Origin of the sequence: Malikia spinosa (assembly GCF_002980625.1) — a bacterium.
GTDB classification, from domain to species: domain Bacteria; phylum Pseudomonadota; class Gammaproteobacteria; order Burkholderiales; family Burkholderiaceae_C; genus Malikia; species Malikia spinosa.
Map to the genome: position 1 here is coordinate 1 of NZ_PVLR01000049.1, position 23,506 is coordinate 23,506.

General features: G+C 60.8%; 24 protein-coding genes and 2 pseudogenes. 3 read left to right on the plus strand and 23 right to left on the minus strand.

Annotated features, from left to right (window positions below):
• Positions 1 to 54: 54 nt before the first annotated feature.
• From C6P61_RS15185 to C6P61_RS17770, 3 genes and pseudogenes are all read right to left on the minus strand, one after another.
• Positions 55 to 678, minus strand: coding sequence for a recombinase family protein (locus tag C6P61_RS15185; RefSeq protein ID WP_105730777.1), 624 nt, complete (start codon positions 676 to 678; stop codon positions 55 to 57).
• A gap of 60 nt (positions 679 to 738) precedes the next feature.
• A pseudogene (locus C6P61_RS18220) lies at positions 739 to 957 on the minus strand (TniQ family protein); the annotation flags it as partial.
• A gap of 367 nt (positions 958 to 1,324) precedes the next feature.
• Positions 1,325 to 1,570, minus strand: a complete 246-nt coding sequence (locus tag C6P61_RS17770; RefSeq protein ID WP_170067403.1) for a hypothetical protein — start codon at positions 1,568 to 1,570, stop codon at positions 1,325 to 1,327.
• Between C6P61_RS17770 and C6P61_RS15200 the strand changes: the two are divergent.
• A pseudogene (locus C6P61_RS15200) lies at positions 1,539 to 1,706 on the plus strand (IS21 family transposase); the annotation flags it as partial. The gene C6P61_RS17770 and the pseudogene C6P61_RS15200 sit on opposite strands and share 32 nt — an antisense overlap.
• A gap of 44 nt (positions 1,707 to 1,750) precedes the next feature.
• Here C6P61_RS15200 and C6P61_RS15205 read toward each other — a convergent pair.
• The 17 genes from C6P61_RS15205 to C6P61_RS15285 all read right to left on the minus strand — a co-directional run bounded on the left by C6P61_RS15205 (position 1,751) and on the right by C6P61_RS15285 (position 16,194).
• A complete protein-coding gene (locus tag C6P61_RS15205) occupies positions 1,751 to 2,695 on the minus strand; it encodes an IS5 family transposase (protein ID WP_105730778.1) in 945 nt (314 codons plus the stop codon).
• Positions 2,696 to 2,851: 156 nt separating this feature from the next.
• Positions 2,852 to 3,151, minus strand: a complete 300-nt coding sequence (locus tag C6P61_RS15210) for an addiction module antidote protein (protein WP_105730779.1) — start codon at positions 3,149 to 3,151, stop codon at positions 2,852 to 2,854.
• Entirely contained in the window at positions 3,148 to 3,471 is a 324-nt protein-coding gene (locus C6P61_RS15215) for a type II toxin-antitoxin system RelE/ParE family toxin (protein WP_105730780.1), read from the minus strand. Before C6P61_RS15215 ends, C6P61_RS15210 begins: the two co-directional genes overlap by 4 nt.
• Before the next feature lie 203 nt (positions 3,472 to 3,674).
• Entirely contained in the window at positions 3,675 to 4,310 is a 636-nt protein-coding gene (locus C6P61_RS15220) for a transglycosylase SLT domain-containing protein (protein WP_105730781.1), read from the minus strand.
• A gap of 13 nt (positions 4,311 to 4,323) precedes the next feature.
• Positions 4,324 to 4,902 carry a TrbM/KikA/MpfK family conjugal transfer protein gene (locus C6P61_RS15225; RefSeq protein WP_105730782.1) on the minus strand — a complete coding sequence of 193 codons (579 nt, stop codon included), beginning with the start codon at positions 4,900 to 4,902 and terminating at the stop codon, positions 4,324 to 4,326.
• A 15-nt stretch (positions 4,903 to 4,917) separates the two neighbouring features.
• On the minus strand, positions 4,918 to 6,639 hold the full coding sequence (gene trbL / locus C6P61_RS15230; RefSeq protein ID WP_105730822.1) for a P-type conjugative transfer protein TrbL: 1,722 nt from the start codon (positions 6,637 to 6,639) through the stop codon (positions 4,918 to 4,920).
• Positions 6,640 to 6,649: 10 nt separating this feature from the next.
• Positions 6,650 to 6,877: an entry exclusion lipoprotein TrbK gene (trbK, locus tag C6P61_RS15235; RefSeq protein ID WP_105730783.1), complete on the minus strand. Its 228-nt coding sequence runs from the start codon at positions 6,875 to 6,877 to the stop codon at positions 6,650 to 6,652.
• A 9-nt stretch (positions 6,878 to 6,886) separates the two neighbouring features.
• On the minus strand, positions 6,887 to 7,651 hold the full coding sequence (trbJ, locus tag C6P61_RS15240; protein WP_105730784.1) for a P-type conjugative transfer protein TrbJ: 765 nt from the start codon (positions 7,649 to 7,651) through the stop codon (positions 6,887 to 6,889).
• 20 nt (positions 7,652 to 7,671) lie between these two features.
• Entirely contained in the window at positions 7,672 to 9,069 is a 1,398-nt protein-coding gene (locus tag C6P61_RS15245; RefSeq protein ID WP_105730785.1) for a TrbI/VirB10 family protein, read from the minus strand.
• Positions 9,070 to 9,073: 4 nt separating this feature from the next.
• Complete coding sequence (locus C6P61_RS15250; RefSeq protein WP_105730786.1) at positions 9,074 to 9,562, minus strand: conjugal transfer protein TrbH; 489 nt, start codon at positions 9,560 to 9,562, stop codon at positions 9,074 to 9,076.
• 2 nt (positions 9,563 to 9,564) lie between these two features.
• Positions 9,565 to 10,464 carry a P-type conjugative transfer protein TrbG gene (gene trbG, locus C6P61_RS15255; protein ID WP_105730787.1) on the minus strand — a complete coding sequence of 300 codons (900 nt, stop codon included), beginning with the start codon at positions 10,462 to 10,464 and terminating at the stop codon, positions 9,565 to 9,567.
• A gap of 17 nt (positions 10,465 to 10,481) precedes the next feature.
• Positions 10,482 to 11,261 carry a conjugal transfer protein TrbF gene (locus C6P61_RS15260; RefSeq protein WP_105730788.1) on the minus strand — a complete coding sequence of 260 codons (780 nt, stop codon included), beginning with the start codon at positions 11,259 to 11,261 and terminating at the stop codon, positions 10,482 to 10,484.
• Positions 11,258 to 13,816 carry a VirB4 family type IV secretion/conjugal transfer ATPase gene (locus tag C6P61_RS15265; protein WP_105730789.1) on the minus strand — a complete coding sequence of 853 codons (2,559 nt, stop codon included), beginning with the start codon at positions 13,814 to 13,816 and terminating at the stop codon, positions 11,258 to 11,260. Before C6P61_RS15265 ends, C6P61_RS15260 begins: the two co-directional genes overlap by 4 nt.
• Positions 13,813 to 14,124, minus strand: coding sequence for a conjugal transfer protein TrbD (locus C6P61_RS15270; RefSeq protein ID WP_105730790.1), 312 nt, complete (start codon positions 14,122 to 14,124; stop codon positions 13,813 to 13,815). The genes C6P61_RS15265 and C6P61_RS15270 overlap by 4 nt, the downstream gene beginning before the upstream one ends.
• A gap of 3 nt (positions 14,125 to 14,127) precedes the next feature.
• Positions 14,128 to 14,592, minus strand: coding sequence for a conjugal transfer system pilin TrbC (gene trbC / locus C6P61_RS15275; protein ID WP_105730791.1), 465 nt, complete (start codon positions 14,590 to 14,592; stop codon positions 14,128 to 14,130).
• Positions 14,593 to 14,608: 16 nt separating this feature from the next.
• Positions 14,609 to 15,571, minus strand: coding sequence for a P-type conjugative transfer ATPase TrbB (gene trbB / locus C6P61_RS15280; RefSeq protein WP_105730792.1), 963 nt, complete (start codon positions 15,569 to 15,571; stop codon positions 14,609 to 14,611).
• A gap of 260 nt (positions 15,572 to 15,831) precedes the next feature.
• Positions 15,832 to 16,194 (minus strand): transcriptional regulator, encoded by a 363-nt coding sequence (locus C6P61_RS15285; RefSeq protein ID WP_105730793.1) that lies wholly within the window; start codon positions 16,192 to 16,194, stop codon positions 15,832 to 15,834.
• Between the two features lie 110 nt (positions 16,195 to 16,304).
• On the opposite strand from C6P61_RS15285, the gene C6P61_RS15290 reads away from it, so the two are divergent.
• Positions 16,305 to 16,643: a single-stranded DNA-binding protein gene (locus C6P61_RS15290; RefSeq protein ID WP_105730794.1), complete on the plus strand. Its 339-nt coding sequence runs from the start codon at positions 16,305 to 16,307 to the stop codon at positions 16,641 to 16,643.
• A gap of 47 nt (positions 16,644 to 16,690) precedes the next feature.
• Positions 16,691 to 17,893, plus strand: a complete 1,203-nt coding sequence (gene trfA / locus C6P61_RS15295) for a plasmid replication initiator TrfA (RefSeq protein ID WP_105730795.1) — start codon at positions 16,691 to 16,693, stop codon at positions 17,891 to 17,893.
• A gap of 501 nt (positions 17,894 to 18,394) precedes the next feature.
• On the opposite strand, the gene C6P61_RS15300 is transcribed toward trfA, so the two are convergent.
• Genes C6P61_RS15300 through C6P61_RS15310 form a run of 3 tightly spaced genes read right to left on the minus strand, consistent with a single transcriptional unit; the run spans position 18,395 to position 23,467 of the window.
• Positions 18,395 to 19,600 (minus strand): 5'-methylthioadenosine/S-adenosylhomocysteine nucleosidase family protein, encoded by a 1,206-nt coding sequence (locus tag C6P61_RS15300; RefSeq protein WP_170067404.1) that lies wholly within the window; start codon positions 19,598 to 19,600, stop codon positions 18,395 to 18,397.
• On the minus strand, positions 19,600 to 20,073 hold the full coding sequence (locus C6P61_RS15305; RefSeq protein ID WP_211296994.1) for a hypothetical protein: 474 nt from the start codon (positions 20,071 to 20,073) through the stop codon (positions 19,600 to 19,602). The genes C6P61_RS15300 and C6P61_RS15305 overlap by 1 nt, the downstream gene beginning before the upstream one ends.
• Positions 20,074 to 20,077: 4 nt before the next feature.
• A complete protein-coding gene (locus C6P61_RS15310; RefSeq protein ID WP_105730798.1) occupies positions 20,078 to 23,467 on the minus strand; it encodes a hypothetical protein in 3,390 nt (1,129 codons plus the stop codon).
• Positions 23,468 to 23,506: the final 39 nt, after the last annotated feature.

Consider the following 23,506-nt stretch of genomic DNA (forward strand, 5'->3'; position numbering starts at 1 on the left):
AGACTTTGAACACGTTCTTAGAGTTAGCACGTAGCTCAGTCATACCATTGCCACCTAGGTGGTTGAACCACGGGAGAGCAACTTGACGCCGTCCGGTCGAAGCTCGCCCTGGGGCGACACATGTCGGTAGAGCGTCTGCCGGGTAATCCCCAGTTCTTCGCAGAGAGCGCCGACCTTGGTTTCCGGTTGCCCCATGCTGGCCTTCGCCAGGCGCAGCTTGGCTGCTGTCATCTTGAACGGGCGCCCCCCTTTTCTGCCACGAGCGCGCGCCGAAACAAGTCCGGCGACCGTTCGCTCGGAAATCAACTCGCGCTCGAACTCGGCCAGTGCAGCAAAGATGCCAAAGACCAGTTTGCCAGCGGCGGTCGTGGTGTCAACTGCCGCACCGTGACCCGTCAGCACTTTCAATCCCACGCTACGCGCAGTCAGGTCGTGCACCGTGTTGACCAGGTGGCGCAAGTCACGGCCGAGCCGATCCAGCTTCCATACGACCAGCGTGTCGCCTTCACGCAGCGCCTTCAGGCAGGCCGCCAAGCCAGGGCGATCATCACGTCGGCCCGAAGCCAGATCCTCGTACAGATGAGCAGGATTCACGCCGGCGGCGATGAGCGTATCGCGCTGCAGATGGGTGGACTGTGATCCGTCCGCCTTCGATACCCGCATGTAGCCAATTTGCATACTTTTCCTGTCACATATACGTTCGATTAAGTGACAGTGTGAACCGAAAAGCTCCGGGCGTCAAAATTTGTCACTTAACCCGTCATTCAGACTAAGGAACGCAAAGGGTCCGCTAGGAACATAAAGTGACAAAAATTCCATGGGGATGCCTTCCTTGGCGAACATGACACGCAACTCCTCCAAGGAGGCGGGGTCACGCCGCCCATATGAAGCCACCGCGAACAGCGAGCGGGCCGTCTCGGGGTTGTGTCGCGCCTCGGCGACGGCTTCGTTGAGCGCCTTGTCTGACCGTTTCGTGGGCCGCCAGCGTGCCAATGACTTCGGCCCTGCGCCGGGCTTATTCCCATGCCGCATCGGGCAGCGTTGCTACACCTTGTTCGGCGACCGGTGGTGAATCTGACGCCATGACCAAACTCGCTATGGTGCACACAAGTACTGAGCATAGGCGATATTGGTGCAGGCGACTACTGATATTGGGCCGTCAGAAGCCGTCTGCACAACAGCCGTTACGCCCAGGCAATCGGTGCAGTCGTCTTCTGAAAACGATACTGTCCGGGTTGGCCGGCTAAGGATCGTTTTCCGGACAAGGCGGCATCGGGCAGGTGACTTGGGGCGGCTCGTGCATAGGACTGCTGACACGGCTTGTTTAGAAGACGACACTAGCTTTATTTTCCGTTTTCTGCGACGGTGCCCTCTTGGCCGGTGTCGGCCTCGCACTGGCTTCTTTCTGTCCGATAACGCGCAGCAGTTCGGTGGCTTGCACTTGAGTGGCTTCGAGCTGGCCGCGCAGCTTGGCTGCTTCCTCGCGTGCATGGGCGGCATCCATGCGGGCAGCATCACGATCAGCGTCGGCAGTGGCCCAGCTCATCGTGCCCGACAACCCCAAGGCCATGATCGCGCGCCCTGACCGCTACGAGCCACAGCCCAACGACACGGTGCAGGACTTTGCCAGCCACTACGGCACCTCGGTGCTGCCGGCGCGCCCCCGCCATCCGCAGGACAAGGCCAAGGTCGAGTCGGCTTTGTTGCGTAATTCAAGCGAAGGACGATCTTCCCCTGACCCCAGGCGGACTTACCCCACGCGCACCGTCACGGGCGTGCCCAGTTGCGTGAAGCGATTCAGGATGGCGGCACGCACCTGCAACTCCGCAACCTGACGATCGAAGTCCCGCGCGTTAACCCGCTCGCCCATCAGCTTGACGCACCGCATCTTGGTCTCGACCAAGCTACGCCGGTGGTACCCGCTCCAGCGCTTCCAGATATCTCGCCCCAGTCGCTGCGTCGCGCGCAAGATCTCGTTGCGGGCGCGGGCTCCAGGGCGGTTTTCCTTCCAGGTTCTCCTGGCGTTCTTTCGTACCGGAATGATCGCCTGAGCCGCACGCAGTGCAATCGCCTCGTGACACGCCTTGGTGTCGTAGGCGCCGTCGCCGCTGACCGACAGCAGCGCTTCGTGCGGGTCGATCTGCCCGAGCAGACTGGGCAGCACCGGTGCGTCGCCTACCGAGTTGGGCGTGACCTCGATCGCCCGGATCTCCAGCATCTGCGCGTCGATACCGATGTGCAGCTTGCGCCACTGGCGCCGGTACTCTGCGCCGTGCTTCTTTCTCTTCCATTCGCCTTCGCCCATCATCTTCAGGCCGGTGCTATCGACCAGCAGGTGCAGCCCCTGTGCGGCTGGCCGATACGGGATCCGAACCTTGAGCGTCTTCTGGCGCCGGCAGACCGTGCTGTAGTCGGGCACCGGCCATGACAGGCCGGCGAGCTTGAGCAGGCTTTCGACCATGCCCATGGCTTGGCGCAGTGCCAGACCGAACAAGGCCTTGATGGTCAGGCAGAACTGGATCGCGGCGTCCGAGAACAACGACGGGCGACCACGCTTGCCACTGGCCAGCCCTGACCACTGCAGGTCGCGATCCAGCCAGATCATGAGGGCGCCGCGCGCCTTCAAGGCCTGGTTGTAGCGCCTCCAGTTGGTCGTCTTGTACTTGGCGGGCTCTGGCCTGACACGGTCACTCATCGCAGAAGCTTACCGCAGCACGCTGACAACTTCGTTTGGCATTTTGAGATATGCAACAAAGCCGTACTCAACAGTTCAGCGATGGGCTCAGACTCTCAATCATCCCTGATGCCGCCCAGTAAGCACACAGTTCGGGTCTGAGTCTGGGGTGATCGATCAGGCTGGCAGCGGCTCAACGCTCAGGCGCAGGCCCAGCGCGTGAAGCACCTTGTTCAGCGTACCGATGGTCGGGTTGCCCTTGTCGCTGAGGACGCGGAACAGAGTCTTGTCGCCCACCTCGGCCCGGCGCGTCACCTCGGCCATGCCGTGAGCCTTGGCGACCTGGCGCAGCGCGAGCATCAGAGCCTCTTGGTCTTCCAGCTCCATCACGGCGTCGAGGTAGGCAGCGGCCTCCTTCGGATCGGCCAGGGCTTGCAGCAGGCTGTCGTCGTAGCTGGTGTCTCGCGGTGCGTTCATGGTCTTCCCCTTTGCTTCCAGTCGTTCAGGTAGTCGATGGCCTGCTTGATGGTGCGGTCCTGCCCGCCCTTGTCGCTGCCGGCCAGCAGCAGCACCAGGACAGGGCCTTGCCGGCTCAGGTAGGCCCGGTAGCCTGGCCCGTAGTCGATTCGCAGCTCCTGCACTCCATCGCGCAGCGGCTTGCAGTCGCCAAAGTTGCCCATCTGCACCTTGAGCAGCCGCGCCCGGATGATGGCTCTCGCCTTCGCGTCCTTCAGGTCGGCCAGCCACTCGTTGAACGGCATCTTGCCGGTGGCCTCAGTGTAGATTCGCAGCTCCATCGAGGTATCTTATACGATACCTATTGTCTGTAGAAGTTCCGATGACAGCAGCACCTGCTTCGATCGCAAGTAGACGTGAAAAAGGCCCTCACGAGGGCCTTGAAGGTGGTGGTGACACCCCCCACTACCGGAGTTCAGAGTTTGGCAAGCGCCGCAAGGATCGCGCTGTTCAGTGTCACGTTCGAAATTCAGGCTTTTGTTGCTTATTTCGTTTCCTCTTGAGTGTTCATCCTGAAAGACACCGTGCGGGGTATGTAGCTCGCCATCGTTACGCTGCGAGCAGCAGCCGCCGCCGGGGTGGCTTGCTGCTGGGGTGCCGGTTCCGGCCTGACCTGCTGGGCCGTCTTGGCTGCAGGCGTGGGCTGGCTGGGTATCGAGGGCGTGGCCCCGGCCTTCATCACGTCGAGTGTGACGAACCGGGCTTCGAGCCAATCGGCCCACTTCGACGCCTTGCGCATCAAGTCGGCCCGGTACACCGCGTTGTACTGCTTCGTGCGCGAGTGGTAATTCGCCGCCTTCGTCCAGAGGTCACCCTTGTCGTTGCGGATGTGCATCCGCAGCCGCCAGGCGGCCAGGTCGAACGAGTAGCAGCCGGCAGCCGCCACATCGTTCGCAGTGATGCCGTAGCGGGTCAGGTCGCCCAGGTACGCGGTGTTGAACTGCATCGGGCCAACGTCATGCGTGCCATTTGAGTTGCGCACCCACTGGCCCGGCTTGCCGCCCTCTTTCTCGGCGATGGCCAACACGATGTTGACCGGCACCTCGTACTTGACAGCGGCTGAGATCGAGCAGACGACGCGCTCCTGGAGTTGCGGAGGTAGATCGGCGAAGAAAGACATGCCCGCCGCTCCCTCAATTCATCCAGGACTGGCGACGGCGTTCCTCGTCCTCGCGCCGGATGCGTTCGTTGTACTCGGCCAAGGCGCGGTCATAGTCGCGCCCTTCGGCCCAATACCCGCCCCGCTCTGGCGTCCCGATATAGCGGGGAACCGTACCGTTGAAGTCAACGTAGGCGTGGCCCATGTAGGCCGCGCAGTAGTCGGGCATCTGGTTGCTGATGTAGGTGGCCCCATCGTCATAGCCGCGCCACATCGTCATCGTGGCGTTGAGTGACTGCGCATCGCACCGGCCGGCACCGTTGGCTTGCGCATTGACCAGCGCCTGCATCTGCGGCGTCTGGTTTGCCACCGGGCACAGCTTGAGGAAGTTAACGCGGCCCCTGATCGTGTCCGAAAACCGGCGGTGTGAAATGCTGAAATAGCGCCGCAGCGAGGGCGCGCATTCGCTGGGCTGGGTGCCCGTTGACAGGCACAGGATCGCCTCGCAGGCCAGCCGCGTGTCGCCAGTCAGCACGTCTTGCGCGCTGGCCGGCGTAGTGGTCGATCCGAGGACCGCCAACAGGGCGGTCAGGGCAAAGAATTTCTTCTTCATCTTTGACTCTCATGATTACGCGGTTGTGCCGTTGCGGCCTTGATTTCGGTTAGCGAACGCGGCCACTTCAGACTTGAGATCGGCATCAGATGAATCTGCTGCCAGGCTGTTGTTGCTGAAGGTCGGAGCGGGCTGCGTCGGCGCATCTGCGACCGTGTCGGCCGAGCTGTTGCCTTGCTCCCTGATCGCAGCGGCGATCTTTCCGCCAACGGTGTCGGCGATACGCTCGGCAGCCGCTTCGCGCAGGCTCACCGCCTTGCCCTTGGCAACCTCGGCGGTGCCCTTTGCCAAGTTCGCGCCGGCGTCGGCCGCGATGCGGCCGGCCGTGCCGAGGGCCGACGCGGCCGATGCCAGCAGGCCGGGGCCGGTGCTGCCCGGCGCGTCCTGCTGGCCGCCCTGCTGCTCCTTCCCTGCCCCGTCAGCGGGCTTGGGTTCGTTCTTGGCTGCCTTGTCGGCACCGTTACCGGTACTTGCCGTCGAGCTGCTACCCTGGCCACCGGCGCCGGCCTTGTCGCCACCCTTCGAGCTGCCCGAGCTGTTGCCGGCCGAGGTGCTGCTGCCACCCAACGACGAGCCGCCGCCGGAGCTGCCGCTAAAGCCCGCAGCCTGTGCGAAGGGCGTACCGCCGGTGCAAGCATGGCTGCCCCCACCACCCAAACCACCGACCGAGCGGCCGCCGCCTGAGAAGGCTGACATAACGTCCGTGCCTACCGACACGTTTTCATTGGCCTTCGAGAAGGCGGCCATGACAGCAGAGGCACCGCCGGCGGCCGAGGCCGCGCCGGCGGCCAGAGCTGCGCCGCCGGTGGCGGCCGCTGCTGCCGCCATGCCTGCGGCACCCAGCGCAGCGCCTGCACCGAACTGACCGATGCCGGCACCGCCCACGCTCGCGCCGGTGATGATCCCGGCGATGAGCGACGGAATCTTGTTGGTCAACGCCAGGAGGATGATGACGACGATCAGCATCACGCCCATTTCCTTGAGGCTGATGCCAGCGTTCATGCGCGCGTAGTAGTCATCAAGGAAGGTCTTGCCGATGCCCACCAGGAGCATCATTGCGAAGAGCTGCGCGGCGACGCCCAGGACGACCTTGTAGTAGTTGATCGCCATGTCGGAAGTCCAACGCGAACCACCGAAGCCGAGGAAGAACACGCCGCCGTAGGCGAGCACCCAGCCCGACGTGAGCAGTAGAAGCATGTTCACGCCGACCAGTGCCAGGATGACCAGGATCGCCACGGCCATGAGGATGCCGGTCATGCTATCTACCGGCGACCACAACGAGGACTCATCCATCACCTTGTCGAAAAGTGCAAAGCCAATGTCTACGATGCCCGAGGGCGACAGCGCATTGCCCAGGCCCGTCGCGTTGCCGGCGAGCTGCCGCAGCGATGCATAGATGGACGAGGCGAAGTTAGGCCCGTTGGTCAGCGCCCACCAGAAGAAGCCGGTAAAGATCGTGAAGCGGACGAACTCCGCGAAGAACTCGCCAATGTCGGCCTTGCGCAAGGCCATCATGCCGAACGTCCATACCATCGAGATCACAACCAGCGTCCAGAAGAGTCTGGATGCGGCCATGGTGATGACACCTGCCCAGCCGCTTGCGGCGGCCTGGTAGCGATCCAGCACGCTATCGAACACGCCGGCGTTGTCGATGGCCGCGTGGGCATCGACCGCAAAGAACGCCAGCCAGACGAACAGTGGCAGGGCGAGGGTCTTTAGATTGGCTGGCGTTCTCATCGTCAGCACCTCACCATTCGCGCTTCGGGCTGGGCTTGAACTCACCACCGCGACGCAAGCACCGCGACGAGAAAGCCTGTTGGACGCCCTTGTCCTCGATCTTGGCGATGTTCTCGTGCTTGCAGTTCTCGTCGTTCACTTCCGGCATGGGGGCCGTGGCCGGCTTGTTGTCGCAGCCGGCGACCAAGGCCACCACGAGGGCGGCCGAGGCCAAGGACAGAGCTTTGATTGTTTTCATGAATTCTCCTTACCAGGTGCGTTCCGGGCTGGTCCGGTAGCTGCCCTGGCGCAGTTGTGCGGCCGCTGCCGCCTGCTGGGCTTCCTTGTCGGCATCGGCCTGCATCTTGGTCGCCACCGCGTTCTGCTGCGCGATCAACAGGCCGCGAATCTGCAAGAGCTGATTGGCCTGCTGGCTGGCGAGCTGGTTGGCGTAGCCGATGGCCTGCATCTGCCCGGTCGCGCCTTGCGCGCCCGACTGGAGCCGCTGCAACGTGGCCGCGTCGGCGGTCAGGTTGTTTTGCTGCTGATCGAGGCCACGGAACAAGGCATCGTTGGCCTTCTTCTGCGACTCGGCCGCCAGCGTCCGGTTTTGTAACATGGCGGCGCGCATCGCAGGGCTGCACCCCGTGTTCGAGAAGCACGGCGAGCCACGGTAGTAGGCAACGTCCTGGAACTTGCCGAGGTAGTTGTCAATGCCACCGAGCTGATTCTTGTAGTAGTTCAGCGTGTTGGTCGCGTTCATCAACCCGTTGATGGTCGATTGCGCCTGATCCCAGATATAGGCCGTTGGTGCAGCGGTGTTTTGCAGCATGTTTTCGTACTGCTGCAACTGGGTCCGGTATTGCTCGATCTGCTTGAGGGTCTGGGCCACCGACTCAACGGCGGTCATGACGTTTTGCGCCAGGTTGGTGCCGTCGATGACGGGAATACCAGCCTGCGCGTGCGTGACCGACAGCGCGCTCGAAAGAGCAACGACGAGGACTAATTTAGCAGCTAAAAATTTCTGCTTCATGATGGCCTCCCCCTTTGGCGTTAGTAGTCAAACGAACGGTACGGCTTGGAAAACGTCAGATCTTTGGTGGCGATGACGTTGAAGCGATAACCCGGTCTGATTTCCAGGGTCGGCGCAATGTTCAGGTTCTTTGCGATAAGTGCGGCAGTAGCCATGCCGAGCTGCTGCCCCAGGGCTTCCGTCATCGCACACTTGCCCGATGTGCCAGTGCCCGAGCTGGTGTCGTCGCAGTTCTGGCTGATGGTCACGCCAGCCGTGATGGCGGACATGAGCAGGGCCGATCCGAAGATGCGGAAGTAGTGGTTGTCCACCTTGTCGTTGAAGCCCGAGTACCCGGCGCTGTCCGCGCCAGGCATGGACCCGATGTCCATTGCCTTGCCGTCCGGGAACACGATGCGCTGCCATGCGACCAGCACGCGCGACTGACCGTATGCCACCTCGCTCGAATACTGACCCACCAGGCGAGAGCCTTGTGGAATCAGCTTCCATTTTCCGGTCGGCGTATCAAACACGTCCTGCGACACCTGGGCCATGATTTGGCCCGGCAGCTCCGAGTTGATGCCGGAAATCAGCGTGGCGGGGACCACGAAGCCAGCGCGAAGCTCATACGGCGAGCGTGGAGCCTGCGGCTGCGAATCGAGCTTCCATCGGTCAGTTTGACCATTCGCGCCGAACTGCGAGTAGCTGTTGCGACCTCCCGCCGACGCCGTTGCCATGAGCTGCTGCGCACCACTGCCGCCACCCACGCCGCCAGTCGGCGCGGCGCCGACTTGCCCGCGAATCTGCGCCAGGCGCTCTTGATAGGCGGCAGTCGGGTCGGTGCTTCGCTGCGCGTTGATCTGCTGCTGCACGGCGGCAATGCGGTTCAACATTTCCTCGCGCGTCTGCGGAGTGCCGGCGTCGCCGGTCGGGCCGCCCGGCGCTGATCCCCTGCTGCGGGCCGCGTCCACGCGGACGGTGGTCTTGGCTTTCACCGCCTCATCGAACATCTGCATCTTCGCCATGCGGATGCGCTGGCCTTCATCGTCGTTTCCTGGCTGGCCCGGATTGCCGGGGCGCATTGGAGGTGATGGCGGTAGGTCCGGGTTCTCAGGCCGAGCGACCTGCAACGGGCCAGAGCCGGGGCCGGTCGGCATGTCGGGCACGACTGGCGGACGGGCCGGCTCGATCAAGCCGCTGGTCTTGTCGCCAGCGATCTCCTTGGCGAACATCGACGTGTTGCCGGCATTCTCTTTCTGCCCTTCGGCCGGCGCGTTCTGCTTCGCGGAGCGGTCTGCCGCAACCAAGGCCATCACCAGCAGGAACGCGAGCATGACGCCGCCGAGGATGTACATCGGCATGTTGTTCACGCGGCGAACGCCCGACTTCACCGCGCCGGGGGAAGCGTCGGGAGCCATCGGATCGGCTGTCTCTGTCATGGCGTTACTCCTTGCGAACCCAAGACCCGGCCGGCGCGAACACGCCGTTTTGCGCCAGGTACGCGCGGGTGATGGATTGGCTGCCGACCATGATCGTCAGTCGGTACAGGTTAGAGTCGCCGGCCTGATCGAGCACGTAGCGCAGCGACAGCCCCCCCGGCACGGCCGGAGTTGCTGCTGGGCTTGGCTGGCTCGTGGCCGAAGCCGAGGCCTGCGCTGGAGCGCCGGCCGGGGTGAACTCCAGGAGGGCATAGCCCTTGTCCCGCAGCGTCTTGACCAGGGCCTGGCCGAACGGATCGGGCGTCGGCTGTTGCAGCTCCAAGCGCGTGCGTGCCGGCACGTAGAGCGTGGCGAGCTGCTGCACGGCGTCGGCGGCGAGCTTCTGCTGATCGAGCGCGGCCGACTGGACGAAATTGCCGTACGGGGACTGGCTGGTGGTGGCGCAACCGCCCAATGCCAGCGCGAGCAACGCGAGGGAAGCCATCTTGCGCATGATCACTTCCTCCGAACGATGGTCACGCGGTCTTGGCTGCTGCCGACACCGGAAATCAGGATTGCGCGGTCAAACACCGTGTCCACGATGTAGCGATTGCCATGCACACGGTAATTGACCAGCACGGTTTCGTCGTCTGTAAACATTCCGCCTTCTTTGCGCACGACCAGCAGCGTCGGCGCTTCGGTCTGCTGCATGGCGCCGGGCATTTCGATGATGGTCTTGCGCCCATCGTTGTAGACACGCACCGGCTTCCAGCTCGCCGAGCCGGACAGGTCATAGTCGAACGTCAGATCGCCCAGGTACTCGCCGGTCGCCGGCAATGTGTTGTCGGTGCGCTCCTGCTTTTCGCGGCGCTGGATCGCATCCCATTTGACTTGGGCATCCTCCGGGTAGGTGAAAGAGACTTGCGGCATGTACTCGGTGCGATGCGAGCGCAGGCGAAAGTGGTAGCTGCGCCGGTTCGTAGTCACGACCAGACTGGTTTCGAGGCCCACGTCCATCGGCTTGATGATGAGGTGCTGGATCTCGGTCGCGCCGCTGCCAGTGATGGCCGGCTCCACCGTCCACCTAGCCGTGTCGCCCAGGTTGATCGAGTTCACCTGTTCGCCGGCCTGCAAGGCCACGTCGCACACCTGGAGCACAGCGCACACGATGCTGGGCTGCTGCACGCCATACACGAACTTGATGGCACCGCCCGAGCCAGCCACCGGCTGGATGCCGGTCGCCGACCCTGCTTCCCACCTCTTGGCGATGGCGAGCGCCGCACGCTCTTGAGCGGTCAGCTTAGGGTTGGTCTTGTTGAAATACTTGTCGGCAATGTCGTCGCCAGGGGCGGCCAGTGCCAAGGAGGGCACCGCCACAGCAGCGCCCAGGATCACAGCGAAGAGTGTTTTTGTCATGGTGGATGACCTCGAAATCATTGAACGCGGGACCAGGAGTAATCACGCACGAAGATGCTCAACGGGTTGTTTCGCAGTTGCTCATCGGTGGTGCTGGGCGTGACCTCGGCGATATAGGTCGTCACTAGCGCGCGCCACGTGACGGGTTGGCTTTTCGGCGAGCCTTGCCGGTCGCGGGTGGTTTCCACCCACTCGACTTGCCAGGTGTCGGGCGTCTGCGGGATGACGGTCTTGATCTCGACGCTGACCATTTCCTTCTCGGCGCGCTTGAACGGGCTGGAGTCAGGCGTGCCGTTCAGCCACTCATTCATCTTTGGCGTTGCCGGATCGTTGGGGGCGAGCATCGAGTACGCCTTGAACACGCACTTGCGCTGCATGGCCACGTCAGGCGACACCATGCGCGCGCAGCCTATCCAGTCCGCAATGGCAGCATGGATGACGCGCGGATCGGTTTTCCCTGTCGCCTGCACCGGACCGGCGGCCACGGTCTGGCCCAGCTTGTCGACCTGAACCACGTATGGGATGTACTTCGACTGGCTGCCGATGTGGATCACGCCGCCGACGCTGGCCAGCGCGATCAACAGCGACAGGATGCCAATCACCTGCCAGTTCTGCCGCTGCGACACGACCGCGCCCAGGTGCTCATTCCACGTGCGGCGCGCGGCCAGGTAGGGGTTCTCGGCCTCACCCGCGCGGCGGCCACCGGCGATTGAGTCATTCGAGCGGCGCGGATCGCTTGGCTCACAGGTGGCTGGCTTCTTGAAGATCCAGCCCTTGAAGGTGTCACCGATGCTCATGCTGCCTCCAGGTAGTCGTTGAGATTCAGCCCACGGCCGGCCAGCCACTCATGCACCCATTCATGGCCGAACTTGGCTTCGAGGCTCTTGATGTTGGCGACCGATTCCTTGTCGGCCGCGCCGACGAAGGCCAGGGCCAGAGGCCCCAGGGCAAGGTCATAGAGACGGCGCCCACTCTCCGAGACGTAGTAGTACTGACGCTTCGGAAGGGCGGTCGCCAGGATTTCGATCTGGCGGGCGTTGAGCCCCATGCGGCGATAGAGCGCCGCTGTATCGTCGTCGCGGGCGTAGATGTTCGGCAGGAAAATCTTGGTCGCGGTCGATTCCATGATCACGTCCAAGATGCCCGAGTTGGCTGCGTCGGAAAGGCTTTGCGTTGCCATCAGCACCAGGCAGTTGGCCTTGCGCAGCACCTTGAGCCATTCCCTGATCTTGGCCCGGAACGCAGGATGGCCGAGCATCAACCAGGCCTCGTCCAGGATGATGACGGCGGGCTGGCCTTGCAGCGCGCGCTCGATGCGGCGGAACAGGTAGAGCAGGACCGGGAGCGCAAATTTCTCGCCCAGGTTCATCAGCTCTTCGATCTCGAATATGGTGAAGTCGGACAGCAACAAACCGTCCTCTTCGGCATCAAGCAGATGGCCCATCGAGCCGTCCACCGTGTACTGCTTGATCGCCTCCCGGATCGACTCGTCCTGAACCGTTACCGAGAACTCGGACAGCGTGCGTGCGCCGCTCTCCTTCATGCTCACGATTGCGGTTCCAATGTCGTTGCGCTGGGCTGGCGTGGTGTTCAGGCCGTTCAACGCCAGGATGGTGTCGATCCACTCCATCGCCCAGGCCCGATCCCCCTTCGTTTCCAGGAACTGGAGCGGGCAGAAGGCCAGGCGGTCATCGTCTGCGGCCACCGTGAAGTGCAAGCCGCTCTTGCCCTTCGTGGTCGCACGAATGCCGGCCGCGAGCGGGTACATCGACATGCCCTTGTCGAAGGCGTAGATCGACATGCCGCTGTAGCGACGGAGTTGCGCCGCGATGATGCCCAGGTGTGTCGATTTGCCCGCGCCGGTTGGGCCAAACATGAAGGTGTGCCCCAGGTCGCGCACGTGCAGGTTCAGACGGAACGGAGTGGCGCCGACCGTCACGCAGTGCATGAGTGCTGGCGACAGGGGCGGGTACATCGGGCACGGAGCCGTGGCACTACCCGTCCAGATGGAGCTTGTCGGCAGCAGGTCCGCCAGGTTCATCGTGTTGATGAGCGGCCGGCGCACGTTCTCGACGCCGTGGCCCGGCAGGCTGCCCAGGTACGCATCGAGCGTGTTGATCGTTTCGATGCGTGCCGCGAAAGCCAAGCGGTTGATTGCCTTCTCGACTTGGAGCGCGGCGGCTGCGAGGCGCTCCCGATCCTCGCCCATCAGCACGACCACGCTGGTGTAGTAGCCGGCCGCCACCAAACCGCTGTTGACCTCGGCAATGGCCGCCTCGGCATCGCCGACCATTACCGCCGCGTCCTGGTTGATGGAGCCGGTATTCGTGTTGAACACCTGGTCGAAGAAGCCGCGAATCTTCTGTTTCCACTTCTTGCGGAACTTGTCCAGGTGCCTCAAGGACTCGTGCTGGTCCATGAAGATGAAGCGGCTTGACCAGCGGTATTCGCAGGGCAACTCTGCCAGGGCCGAGAGAATCCCAGGAGTGGACTCCAAGGGGAAACCTTCGATGGCAACCACTTGAATGAACTTGCGCCCGATCTTGGGCACGACACCGCCCCACAGCTCCTGCCCGCCGATGACCGCATCGAGGTACATCGGATTGCTGGGCAGCATGACCGGGTGATGGAGGCCTGTCACGCAGAACTGCAACCAGCTCAGGAAGTCATCGTGCGTGACTTCCCTGCCCTCTTCCGACATCACCTTTTGGCCGAGCAGGCGCATCGTCTTGACCGCCGAGGACAGGCGCGATTCCAAGCTGGTGATCTCGCGCTTGAATTGCTGGATGAGTCCCATCGTCCGGGACGTATGGTCAGGGGCGACTGCATCGTCATCGAACATCAGTTCGACAAACTTGCGCTGGGCCAGCATCGGCGGAAACCACGTGACGGTCAGGACAAAGTAGCCCTCGAACATCGTGCCCAGGCCCTCGAACAAGCGCCGGCGTTCCTCGTCAATGGCAAGTGACACGGAATCGGTGAACGACGACGCGCCCCGCTCCGAGTAGTTGGGCGCAGGCCTACGCACAGCATCGACGTGCACCATCCAACCGTTCCCCAGGCCCGCTAGGGCCTGGTTGATGCGGAACGACACCATTTCCCTTTGTTCCTCGGTGCTGCTGGCGTTGTCATCCCCCTTGTATAGCCAGGCCGCCATGAATGAGCCGTTCTTGCCCACGATCACGCCGTCATCGACCACAGCGGCGTAATTGAGCAGATCGGCCAAGCCGGCATCCTTGGCGCGATGCCTCTTGAGCTTCAGCTCGGCATCGACGGAACGAATGCGTGCATAGAGCATGAACAACAGGACCGCACCGAGCACAGCAATGGCGATGGCGATTGCTTCAATCATTGGTATTGCCTCCCTTGACTCGGCGTGTTGTCACGGAAGGGCGTGCTGCGAGCCGGGTAGTACGGCTTGTACCGGCGGTGCCGCAGGTACACGTGGCGCAGCTTCGGGTCGGCCTTTGCCATGAGGCGCAGCGCGAAGAGAGCGCCGAACCACAAGGCGATGCCGAACACCGTTGCCCTGACTTCTTGGGCGCTGAAAATCAGCGCGCCGGCCAGCAGGCCCGAGAACATCACCAGCTCACGATCGCCGCCCATGAACAGGTTTGCTCGGTTGCCGGCCCTACGGATGGGGATCGCGCGCAGAGCCATGACTTACCCCGCGATGTGGCCGCCCTCGGCCCAGCGCATGACGGCTTCGCCGGGGAAGCCGGCCATGTCCAGCGCGGCGACCTTGGTCTGGTGCAACACACCATCGGTCAGGTCAGCGATTTCCGCGCCACGGCCGAAGAACGTGCCCATCATGTTCTGCGCACCGACCAGCAGGGCCATGACCAGCACGATGAAGATCAACGTGCGGAAGAAGCCGTTGAGTTCGCCGCCGAAGATCAGGATGCCGCCAGCGACCACGATGCCGATGATCGACAGCGCGAAGGCCACCGGGCCGGTGACAGAGTTGCGGAGGTTGGTCAGCCAGCTCTCATACGGCAGAGAACCGCCGGTGCCCTCGGAGGCGAATGCGTGCTGGGGGGCCAGCAGGAAGAGCACCAAGAGGACGAAGAAGCCCGTGTAGACCAGGGCTTTGCGGTTGAGGCTGAACGCCGGCAGGGTTGCTTTCATGATTCTTGACTCCTAGTCAGAGGGTTTTGGTGATGTACTGGCCGTTGGCGTAACCGGAAACCTCCAAGATTTCCTGGATGCGTCGCGACCCTTCGACGCGGGCGATATGAACAACCACGTGAACCGCCTCGCCGATAAGCGGTTCAATGGGTTTCGGGTAATCGGGGTGCATGCTGATGAGCATGGCGAGCCGATCCAATCCAGCTCTGGCGTTGTTGGCGTGCAAGGTTGCAGCACCTCCTTCATGCCCGGTGTTCCAGGCCATCAACAGATCAAGGGCTTCGGGACCGCGAACCTCACCGACCAGGATTCGGTCGGGGCGCATGCGCAGGGTGGTTTTCAGCAGCGCCGTCATGTTCACGTCGAGGCTGGTGTGGTACTGGACGTAGTTCTCGGCGGTGCACTGGATTTCGCCGGTGTCCTCGATGATGAAGACCCGTTCACCCGGGTTCAGCTGGACCATCTCGTGGATGATGGCGTTGACCAAAGTCGTCTTTCCCGAGCCGGTGCCACCAATGACGAGGATGTTTCGGTGCGCGCGCACCGCTGCAATCAAGGCCTCGCGCTGCTGCACGGTCATGATTCCTCGCTCGACGTACTGATCGAGCGTGAAGATGGCGACGGCCTTCTTGCGAATGGCGAAGGTGGGTGCTGGCACAACCGGCGGTAGCTGGCCGGCGAAGCGGCTGCCATCAAGCGGCAACTCGCCTTCGAGGATCGGCTTGGAGCGCGTGACTTCCTTGCCGTGGTATCCCGCGATGGTTTCGATGATGGCTTGCGCCTGCGCGACGCGCAGTGTGCCGATGCAAGTCATCGGTTCGCCCAGGCGTTCATGCCAGAGCTTGCCGTCTGCGTTGAGCATGATCTCGACGGTCTTGGGGTCATTCAGAGCTGCAAGCAGTTCTGGCCCCATGTCGCGTTCGAGCTTCTTCTTTGCCCTATCTCTAACAGTGTTGTACTCTTGACTATGGTCTGTCACGACGTATGTCCTGTTCTGAGATGCAGTTTTTGCACTCTTGGATAGAAGTACGATATACCGAAATTTGTTATACTGCAACAGCCACTCACGCAAAAACTTTTTTCTGCGTTCAGATGACGTGACAAAGCAGCACACGCTTTAGGTGCGCTCTTAAGACAAAAGTAGCGTGGAGTGGCAGCTCTTCAGGGAGTGAAACCCCCATGAGCTTTAGCGGCTAAAAGTCAGTTCTTGCTAGTTGCCCAGCAGCGTTCATCCTGGCGTCAAATTTCTCGAAGTTTTTGGCGTGTTACTTCGCCCCACTTCTTGACGATGAACGCTTGATGCTCGGGCAGCACCGCCGTCACCCGCTCGAAACCAACTGGGAGACTTCTTGGTACTTTACCGGCTGCAAGCTGCTCAAGATCGTCATTGCTCAGATCGGTGGATTCAAGCAGTAAAGGCAAGGACGCCTCAAGGGCCTGCGCGATGTCCTCCATCACTTTGAGGGAGGGGTTGGCTTTGCCAGTAGTGAGATCGGACAGGAAGGAGATCGAAACCCCCGACCGTTCCGACAGCTCTTTTTTTGTCATCTGATGCTCATCGAGCAGCCGGAGCACGTTAGTAAAGAAGATGTAGTTGTACAAGGCCCGTATGCTTCTCAGTGCGGGCGGCAGAAATTTAGCCGCTAAAGTTCTTGACCATAGAAAAAGGTTTAGCTAAACTTGCTACTCCAGCAGCAAAAAGAGCATGACAAATGAGCCACAACCAGTTCCAATTTATCGGCAATCTTACCCGCGACACTGACGTTCGCCAGAGCGAAAGCAGTGTCCGCGCCGTTTTTGACCTGGCTGTCAATCGCGTGTGGCGCAACGCAGCCGGAGCGAAGCAGGAGCAGACGGACTTCTTCCGCATCAAGTCGTTCGGCGGCTTGGCGGAGAACGCGGGCAAGTACCTGGGCAAAGGCTCCAAGGTGTTTGTTCAGGGCCGCATCGAGCCGACAAAGTACGAGAAGAACGGCAAGATGGAATTCGGGTTCGACTTCATTGCCGAGGTAATCGAATACCTGGACACCAAACCACCAGGAAGTCAGTAAGTCCAGCGCCCATTCACGGGCTTGGAGTGTGCTAAAAGGGAGGGTTCATGCCAAACGAGTTCAACGAACAGGAATACCGGCGCAAGCTCATCGAGCGCGGGCTTAGTGAAGCCGACGCCACGACTCTTGCTGCCCGCACCGCCGCCGCGCGCAAGGACTCGGGCAGCGCCGGCAGAGTCTTTCCCCCCCTCGACCTGCTGACTGCCACTGGCGATGACCAGGCGGTCTTGCCGCCGAAGCCAGCACGTGCCGCTGTCCAGCGACCTAAGCGCACGACGCAGAAATCGACTGAACTGGCGCGCACGATGGGGCCACCACCCGAACGACGCACCGCCGTGAACAAGATGGTCGAGCAGATTGACGAGCTGGCCCAGGATAAACGGAGCAGTTCGATGGCGACCATCAAGAGGCGAACGGCGGGCAATGACCTGGCCGAGAAGGTAGACGAGGCCATGCAAACGGCCTTGCTCCAGCACTCAAAGCAGCAGATCAGGGACTTGGAGCTTTCTCTTTTCGATCTGGCACCGTGGCCTGATCATATGCGGGCGCTACCCAACGACATTGGCAGATCGGCGATTTTCACTGTCCGCAACAAGAAGGTTCCGCGTGCCGCATTGCAAGGCCACCCTATCTACCACGTCAACAAAGACGTTGAAATCACTTATACCGGAATCGAGTTGCGTGCCGACGACGACGAGCTGGTGTTTGCCCAGGTGCTGGAGTACGCGAAGCGCACCGCGCTCGGAGAGCCGGTTTCCTTCACGTTCTATGAGCTTTGCCGGGACTTGGATTGGTCGATCAACGGCCGCTATTACGCCAAGGCCGAAGAATGCTTGACACGACTTCAGGCATCGGCCATGCAGTTCTCTTCCAAACGGATTGGCCGCCTGGAATCCGTGTCCATGATCCAACGCTTCCGTGTCCTAGATCGGGGCAAGCGCACATCGCGCTGCCAGGTTGAGATCGATGCCGAGATCGTGGTGCTGTTCGCCGGCGACCACTACACGAAATTTGTATGGGAGAAGTACCGTAAGCTGACACCCACGGCGCGACGAATGTTCGACTACTTCGCAACGCACAAACAACCGTACCCTCTCAAGTTGGAAACATTCCGGTTGATGTGCGGCTCGGATTCCAAGCGGCCAAAGAAGTGGCGTGAGCAGGTAGGCGAAGCATGCGCCGAGCTGAGCGAAACCGGCCTGGTCGAAAGCGCGTGGGTGATTGACGACCTGGTGCATTGCAGGCGTTGAATTTCTCTGGGCGTCGCCCTTGCGGGCCGGGCCTTCGATGCTGCGCATCGAGCCGCCTGGCGTCTCGCCCCTGACGGGCTTCAATCCCTGACGCCTTCGCGCCGTGGCCGGCGCTGCGCGCTTCGCTTGCCTCCTGGGGGACGGCTGACGCCATCCCCCGCCGCGCTGCGCTTGGCGCCCCCCTGGTGGAGCCGGACAGGGCAGTCGCTGCCCGGTTGGCGGTAGCCAGCTCGGCTGATCGCAGGGCTGGAGAGGCGTCGGCGTGCCAAGTCTCGACCGTTGGATTTCTCCGGGCGTCATCCTTCGGGCCGGGCCGGTACCGGCCAGTTGATGTCCTTCAGCCCTTACGGGTGAATGACCGGTCCGCAGCGGCTGCGGTCCTTCACGCTGCGAATTCGACGCTCGATAGCGGTCGCTCAACCTTCGGGCTGAGCGGGACGCCAACGGCGGAGCAGGCGGAGATTCGAGGTGACTACTTGGGATCGTGAATTTTCCCCACCTTCAGGCTCTTGGGTTTCTAAAGTGGAGGCGAACGACCTCAAGCATCGCCGCGGCGCTGATGTAGCTGCAGTACTGCTGATGGTCGTCTGCTTTCGCACGGTCAGCCAAGTCGGAAACAGCCTTGATGCAGAGCGTCCGGACGGAGGCTCCCGCGTGGTTGGAGGCAGCGTAATACATGCCGTAGCACTCCATGTCGATGCCTGCCATCTTGCGGTGCTGGCCCTTGAACACTTCTTGAACATCTTTGGACGCCACCACCGCGCTGCCAGTGACCATGGGGCCTACCACTAGCTTTGGGGTGTTCACAGGTTTTTCGTGGCCAGCGAAGCTGTCATGTGCAAGCTTAACGACATCTCCAATGGTCCGAGCGTAGGCAACCAGGTCGGCCGCCCCGTCTCGTGGGTCAACTGACGGCGCGAGCATCCCCTCCTCCGTCCATTTACCCGCCTGCCAGTCCCAACTCTTGTCGGCGATGACCAGATCGCCGATGGAGACCTCTTTCGAGAATCCGCCGCAGATTCCTGTCATCACCAGCAAGCGCGGTCTGTATTCGGTGAGAAGAGTCGCCGCAGCATGGGCCGAGGCGATGGGACCCATCTGCGAAAGGTGCGCACAAGCCACACGCCTAGTAGTTCCGTCCAGTTCAAGAGTCCCGGTGCTGTGCAGGATGTTTTGACAGAGCAGTTTCTCGGCTCCAAGCTTGACCGGCCACACCTTGAGCAAGCATTCGAGCTCGGGAGAGCGCAACGCATCCAGGACAACGACGTCATAGTCGTTTGTCTGCTTCGCCTGTTCCTGCCTCCTTAGCAGTTGCAGCAAGACAGTGAGCATCTCTTGCCATACGCCATCGCCTGTATTGAAGTCAACAACCTGGGTGACAAGTGACTTGAATTCTGCCGCGTAGCCAAGGGTTCCTTTAGCATCTGCGGTGATGCCGATGATGAACTGAGGCGCTGTACTAGTGCCATCCTCGACGATTTGACGAAGAAGTTCAACCGAATGCTCTCCGGCGGGCCGAGCACCGGCTCTAACGGGAAGAAGCACGTCCAGCAACAATACGTCAAACGCGCTTTCGCTAAGCTTCACGCGCGCCGCTGCGGCATGCTCTGCGACAGAGATACTCTCCCGCTCCACGCCTTTGGAAGCGAGAAAATCCACGATGGCTTTACGCTTATATTGGTCATCATCGACCAGAAGAAATCTCATCATCCATCCCTCTCAATGCCTAAGTCTATCAGCACCTGCAGCAGCGTCTTTCGCCAAGCGCCATGCTGACCGTCATAGTGAACAACACCGAGAAACCGATCATCAAGTTCCTCTCGGAGCATGGCCTCCAAGCTCCTTGTGTCACGCAGTTGCCCGTCCTTGCTCAGCACAAACTCCTCGTACTGTGTAAGTACTAGCGTTCGGGTTTCTTCAGTCTCGGAATCAATGAACCTGAGAATGTCTGCACCACCGTAGCCTTGAGGAGTGCCGCCACCGCGTTTATCCTTGACAAAATCATAAGTCGGCAAGGACATGTCAACGATTGCGAAGACCACCTCGTTTCCCGTGAGTACCTCAATGGCGCCCGACAGGGATTCCGTCACTTTAATTTCGAAGTGGTTCTGGAAATGCTCCATTAGCATCCCGACGATGGAGCGTTGCTTCGGCTCGTCGTCCTCCACAACAAGAATCACGGACTTACTCATAGGCTTCATAGACGCCCTCGCGTTCGTAAAGTGGGAAGGAGACGGTAGTCCACCAAACATCCTCATCGACACCAAAGTTGAATGGCATTTCATTGACATCTTTGGGAACTGCTCGAGCTAGCCGAGACAGCTTCGGGAAACCTGACCCACCTTCAATTCTGATTAGGTCTAACGGCAACTCTCCTAAGTACTTATGGCGCAGTAGATTGAGTTTTCCGTCAACAAGCTCCCTGCGCCGCTCCTCAGAGATTTTGCTCCTCACACAAAGCGTGAGGACCTTCGATGCATCGTCGAAAGATGCTTCAACAGAGACTAGGTCGAGCGCGCTGCCTAGCCCGGAATGCTTCCAAGAATTCTCAAAGGCAACGAATAGACAGTCTGTAATCGTGGCAAGCGCGTTTGTGGTCAGCGGCAAGCGGACGGAGGGCAGAGATTCGACTCTGACTTCTGCCCCGAACGCGCGATACACGTTGCGTGTGGAAGCGGTAGCGATGTCGATGGCATCTTTCAACTCGACCTTCTCTCCCTCAACGGTCTTTGGAAGGCGAAACCACTCCGCTACCGATTCACACTGCGAGATGGTCGTGGTGGACACGGTCGTCAGCGTCGTCACCAGCGACAGACATCTGGGTCCTCTGCCGCGGACAGCCTGAATCAGCTGCTCTATCCGGGTGCGAATCTGTGTTGACAGCGTTTCCAAAATTTCCGTTCTGAGCTCGTTCAAGGACAGCTCAACCAGCTTCCAGAATACGAAATAGGCCGTTCCTAGGAATGCCGAAAATGTAGGAGGGCGTTCGGCCAAGCCCACGGCCAAGAGTCTTGCAGACAACGGTAGCACCTGGGCTTGGAACGCACCACGAGGCTTATCAGGAAGCCCAATCTGGATGCGCTCGTTAACGAAGTCGTCGATGTATCCGCGAACGTCCTTCGAGAACTGTTGGAACTCTGATGTCAACGTTTCCATGTCGAGAGGCGGCAGCTTCAGGGCATCCCCCCAACGCTCGGTAAATGCTTCGTCGGAGTAGCTGCTCCCGGTGCCGAAAAGCAATCCCTGCTCTTCAAAGGGCCCCAACAAGGTTCCCTTGAAGCTTCCGTGTCTGATGCGTAGACTGAGAAACGTGTCGAGCCCGTCCGTTGGGTCGAACAAAAAGCGTTGATACAGCCGATCCACCATGTCCATCAGCATCGCGTCCGCAGCTGTTGGCTTACCTTTCGCGAGCGCTGCGAGTGTTTGATCGTTCGACGGGGCCAACGCATATTGCCGTAGGAGATCGTCCACTTCGCGGCTTCCGGCACTGGTCTCGGCAATGCGGCGCCAACGTTCGTAGTCCTGCGCGACCTCCTTTTCCGCCCATCGGGTGATAGCTGACTCGTTGACAAAAACGCGCGTACGGTCAATTTGCTCAAGTCCGCGCTGCATCGTCTGGTCGAACGTCAGCATCTTGATGGCTTCTGCGTACTCAGACTCACGGGAACTCTCCCAGTTAATGAGGAGTTGGAGGACGGCCATTCGCTCAACACGCACCTCAGCGGTTGATTGGAAACGGTGGCACATCGAGAGGTTTTCTTCTATCCAGACGTCTCTCAGAAAGGCCACCAGCAGTGCTTTGCGCTCGTCCGCTGCAGCTACGTACTCCTCGACCACGGAATCTCGCTGGCCGGACTCCAAGTACGCTCGACAAGCCATCTTGCAGAGGTATGCGATGGAGGTGGCGCCGGTCGCCGCGAACGCATGGTGGGCAACAATACTCACTTTGACCGGGTCCAAGGTCTTCCAGACTCGCCAACCTCGCCCCTTGAAAATGGCCTCGCAGTTGAACTCGTATGCGTGCCTGGAGTCCGCGCGAACCCAAGCCTCAACCATCGTTAGAACTCCCTCGAGGTCCCCGTTGGCACCTAGGAGCTCAACCTCGATAACCGTTGCCTTGCGGGCCCATAACCCACCGCGCTGCTTCAGCCAGGCAAGCAGCGGCCTAAGTTCATCGTAGCGCCCAGCGTTCTTCAGGGTGATAGCCCACCATAGGTGCGCCATGCTTACAGTCGGATACCGCGACAGCAGTTCCTGCGTGCCCACTGCGACAAGGGCGTCGGCCACACTATCTAGCTCGCGCGGCCACCGGTCGGGAAAGGCCGAACGAAGGATACTCATGGCGGTCGCTGGTCCGCACGTCGCCACATCTTCAAGACTGACGCTGGCGTGCGAAACTGAGATGGACAACGGCAGAGGCCGGTCTGGAATCCTTGTGCTGGCGTACAGACCAGAAACCGCTATAGCCGCTCCGATATCAAGAGTCTTGTGATTTAAGCCCCACTTAAGCAGCTTCCCGACTAGTTCGTGAGCCGCCGCCCCTTGGTCACGCACCTCTGCGAGACCCGCGCACATCTCGCCAAATCTCCCTTGATTCTTCTCACACACTCGATCTCCAGACATGTAGCCGAGCCAAGCCGGTGACGAGGGAGTTTCGACGAGGACTGGTTCAACGCTGCCATCCGACAGGATGAAGAGCATCTTGCTCAGGCGCGTGTCTACGTAGCCATCTTCTAGGAGTTCTCGGATGAGTTCGCGACCAGCAGGCCTCAGATCCGCCAAGGATTCATCGATCTCCAAGTGCGTCAGACACTCGACGATGCTCTCGTAGTAGTCCAAAAGGCTGGACGAGATTTCCCGCGCGAGAACGCCGGCGAATGCTTTGCGCGGCACCTCTACGTGCCCCAGCGCACGGAAGTACAAGTAATCCACCAGCCATGGCGCCAGTCCACCGAACCGCGGGAACGAAGTCTGGCACTTTCCGTAGACGGCCTCATAGGAGAACGTGTCGTCGTTTCGGTCACCGAAGACTTGGAAGAGCAACCCCGGTATGCTGTTCGTGGCTTTCTCTTGGAGCTCGGTAAGCCACGTCCGCAGCGAGGACGTACCTCCCGTTGCCTGCAGCAGCGCTGCTCGAACCTCCACTGCCCAAAGGCTCCATCCCTTTACTTTAACGAATACATCTAGCTGGCTGAGTGCCTCAAGCTCGTTGCCGGAAGTGATTAAGGCCTCTAGCTGCGTTGAGAAAACCCGGAACTCGTTGACCTTTACGCTGTGGCCACGAAGCCATAGGCCGGCCCATTTCAACGCATCCTTAAGGTCGAGCACCGGGAAGGGCTCGCGTAGCCAAACGAGGTCCCAAGCGTGCTTCGCTCCGAGCGCAGTTAGGTTGCGGTGAGTAATCGGAGCCGCTGTCTTGAAAGCCGCAATGATGCGGTGAAACTCACTTGCAGGACGTGTCTCCAGCATCTGCTTGAGCGGCCCCAACCTTTCGTTAACTCGGCGGTTTGGGTAAAAGGTCTCTCGAAGGAACTGACGCAGTCGTGCGTCGTGGCTGTGCAATTTCTGAACCATCTCACTCCCTCGTGGTGCCTGTCTGATTTATGTGGAGCA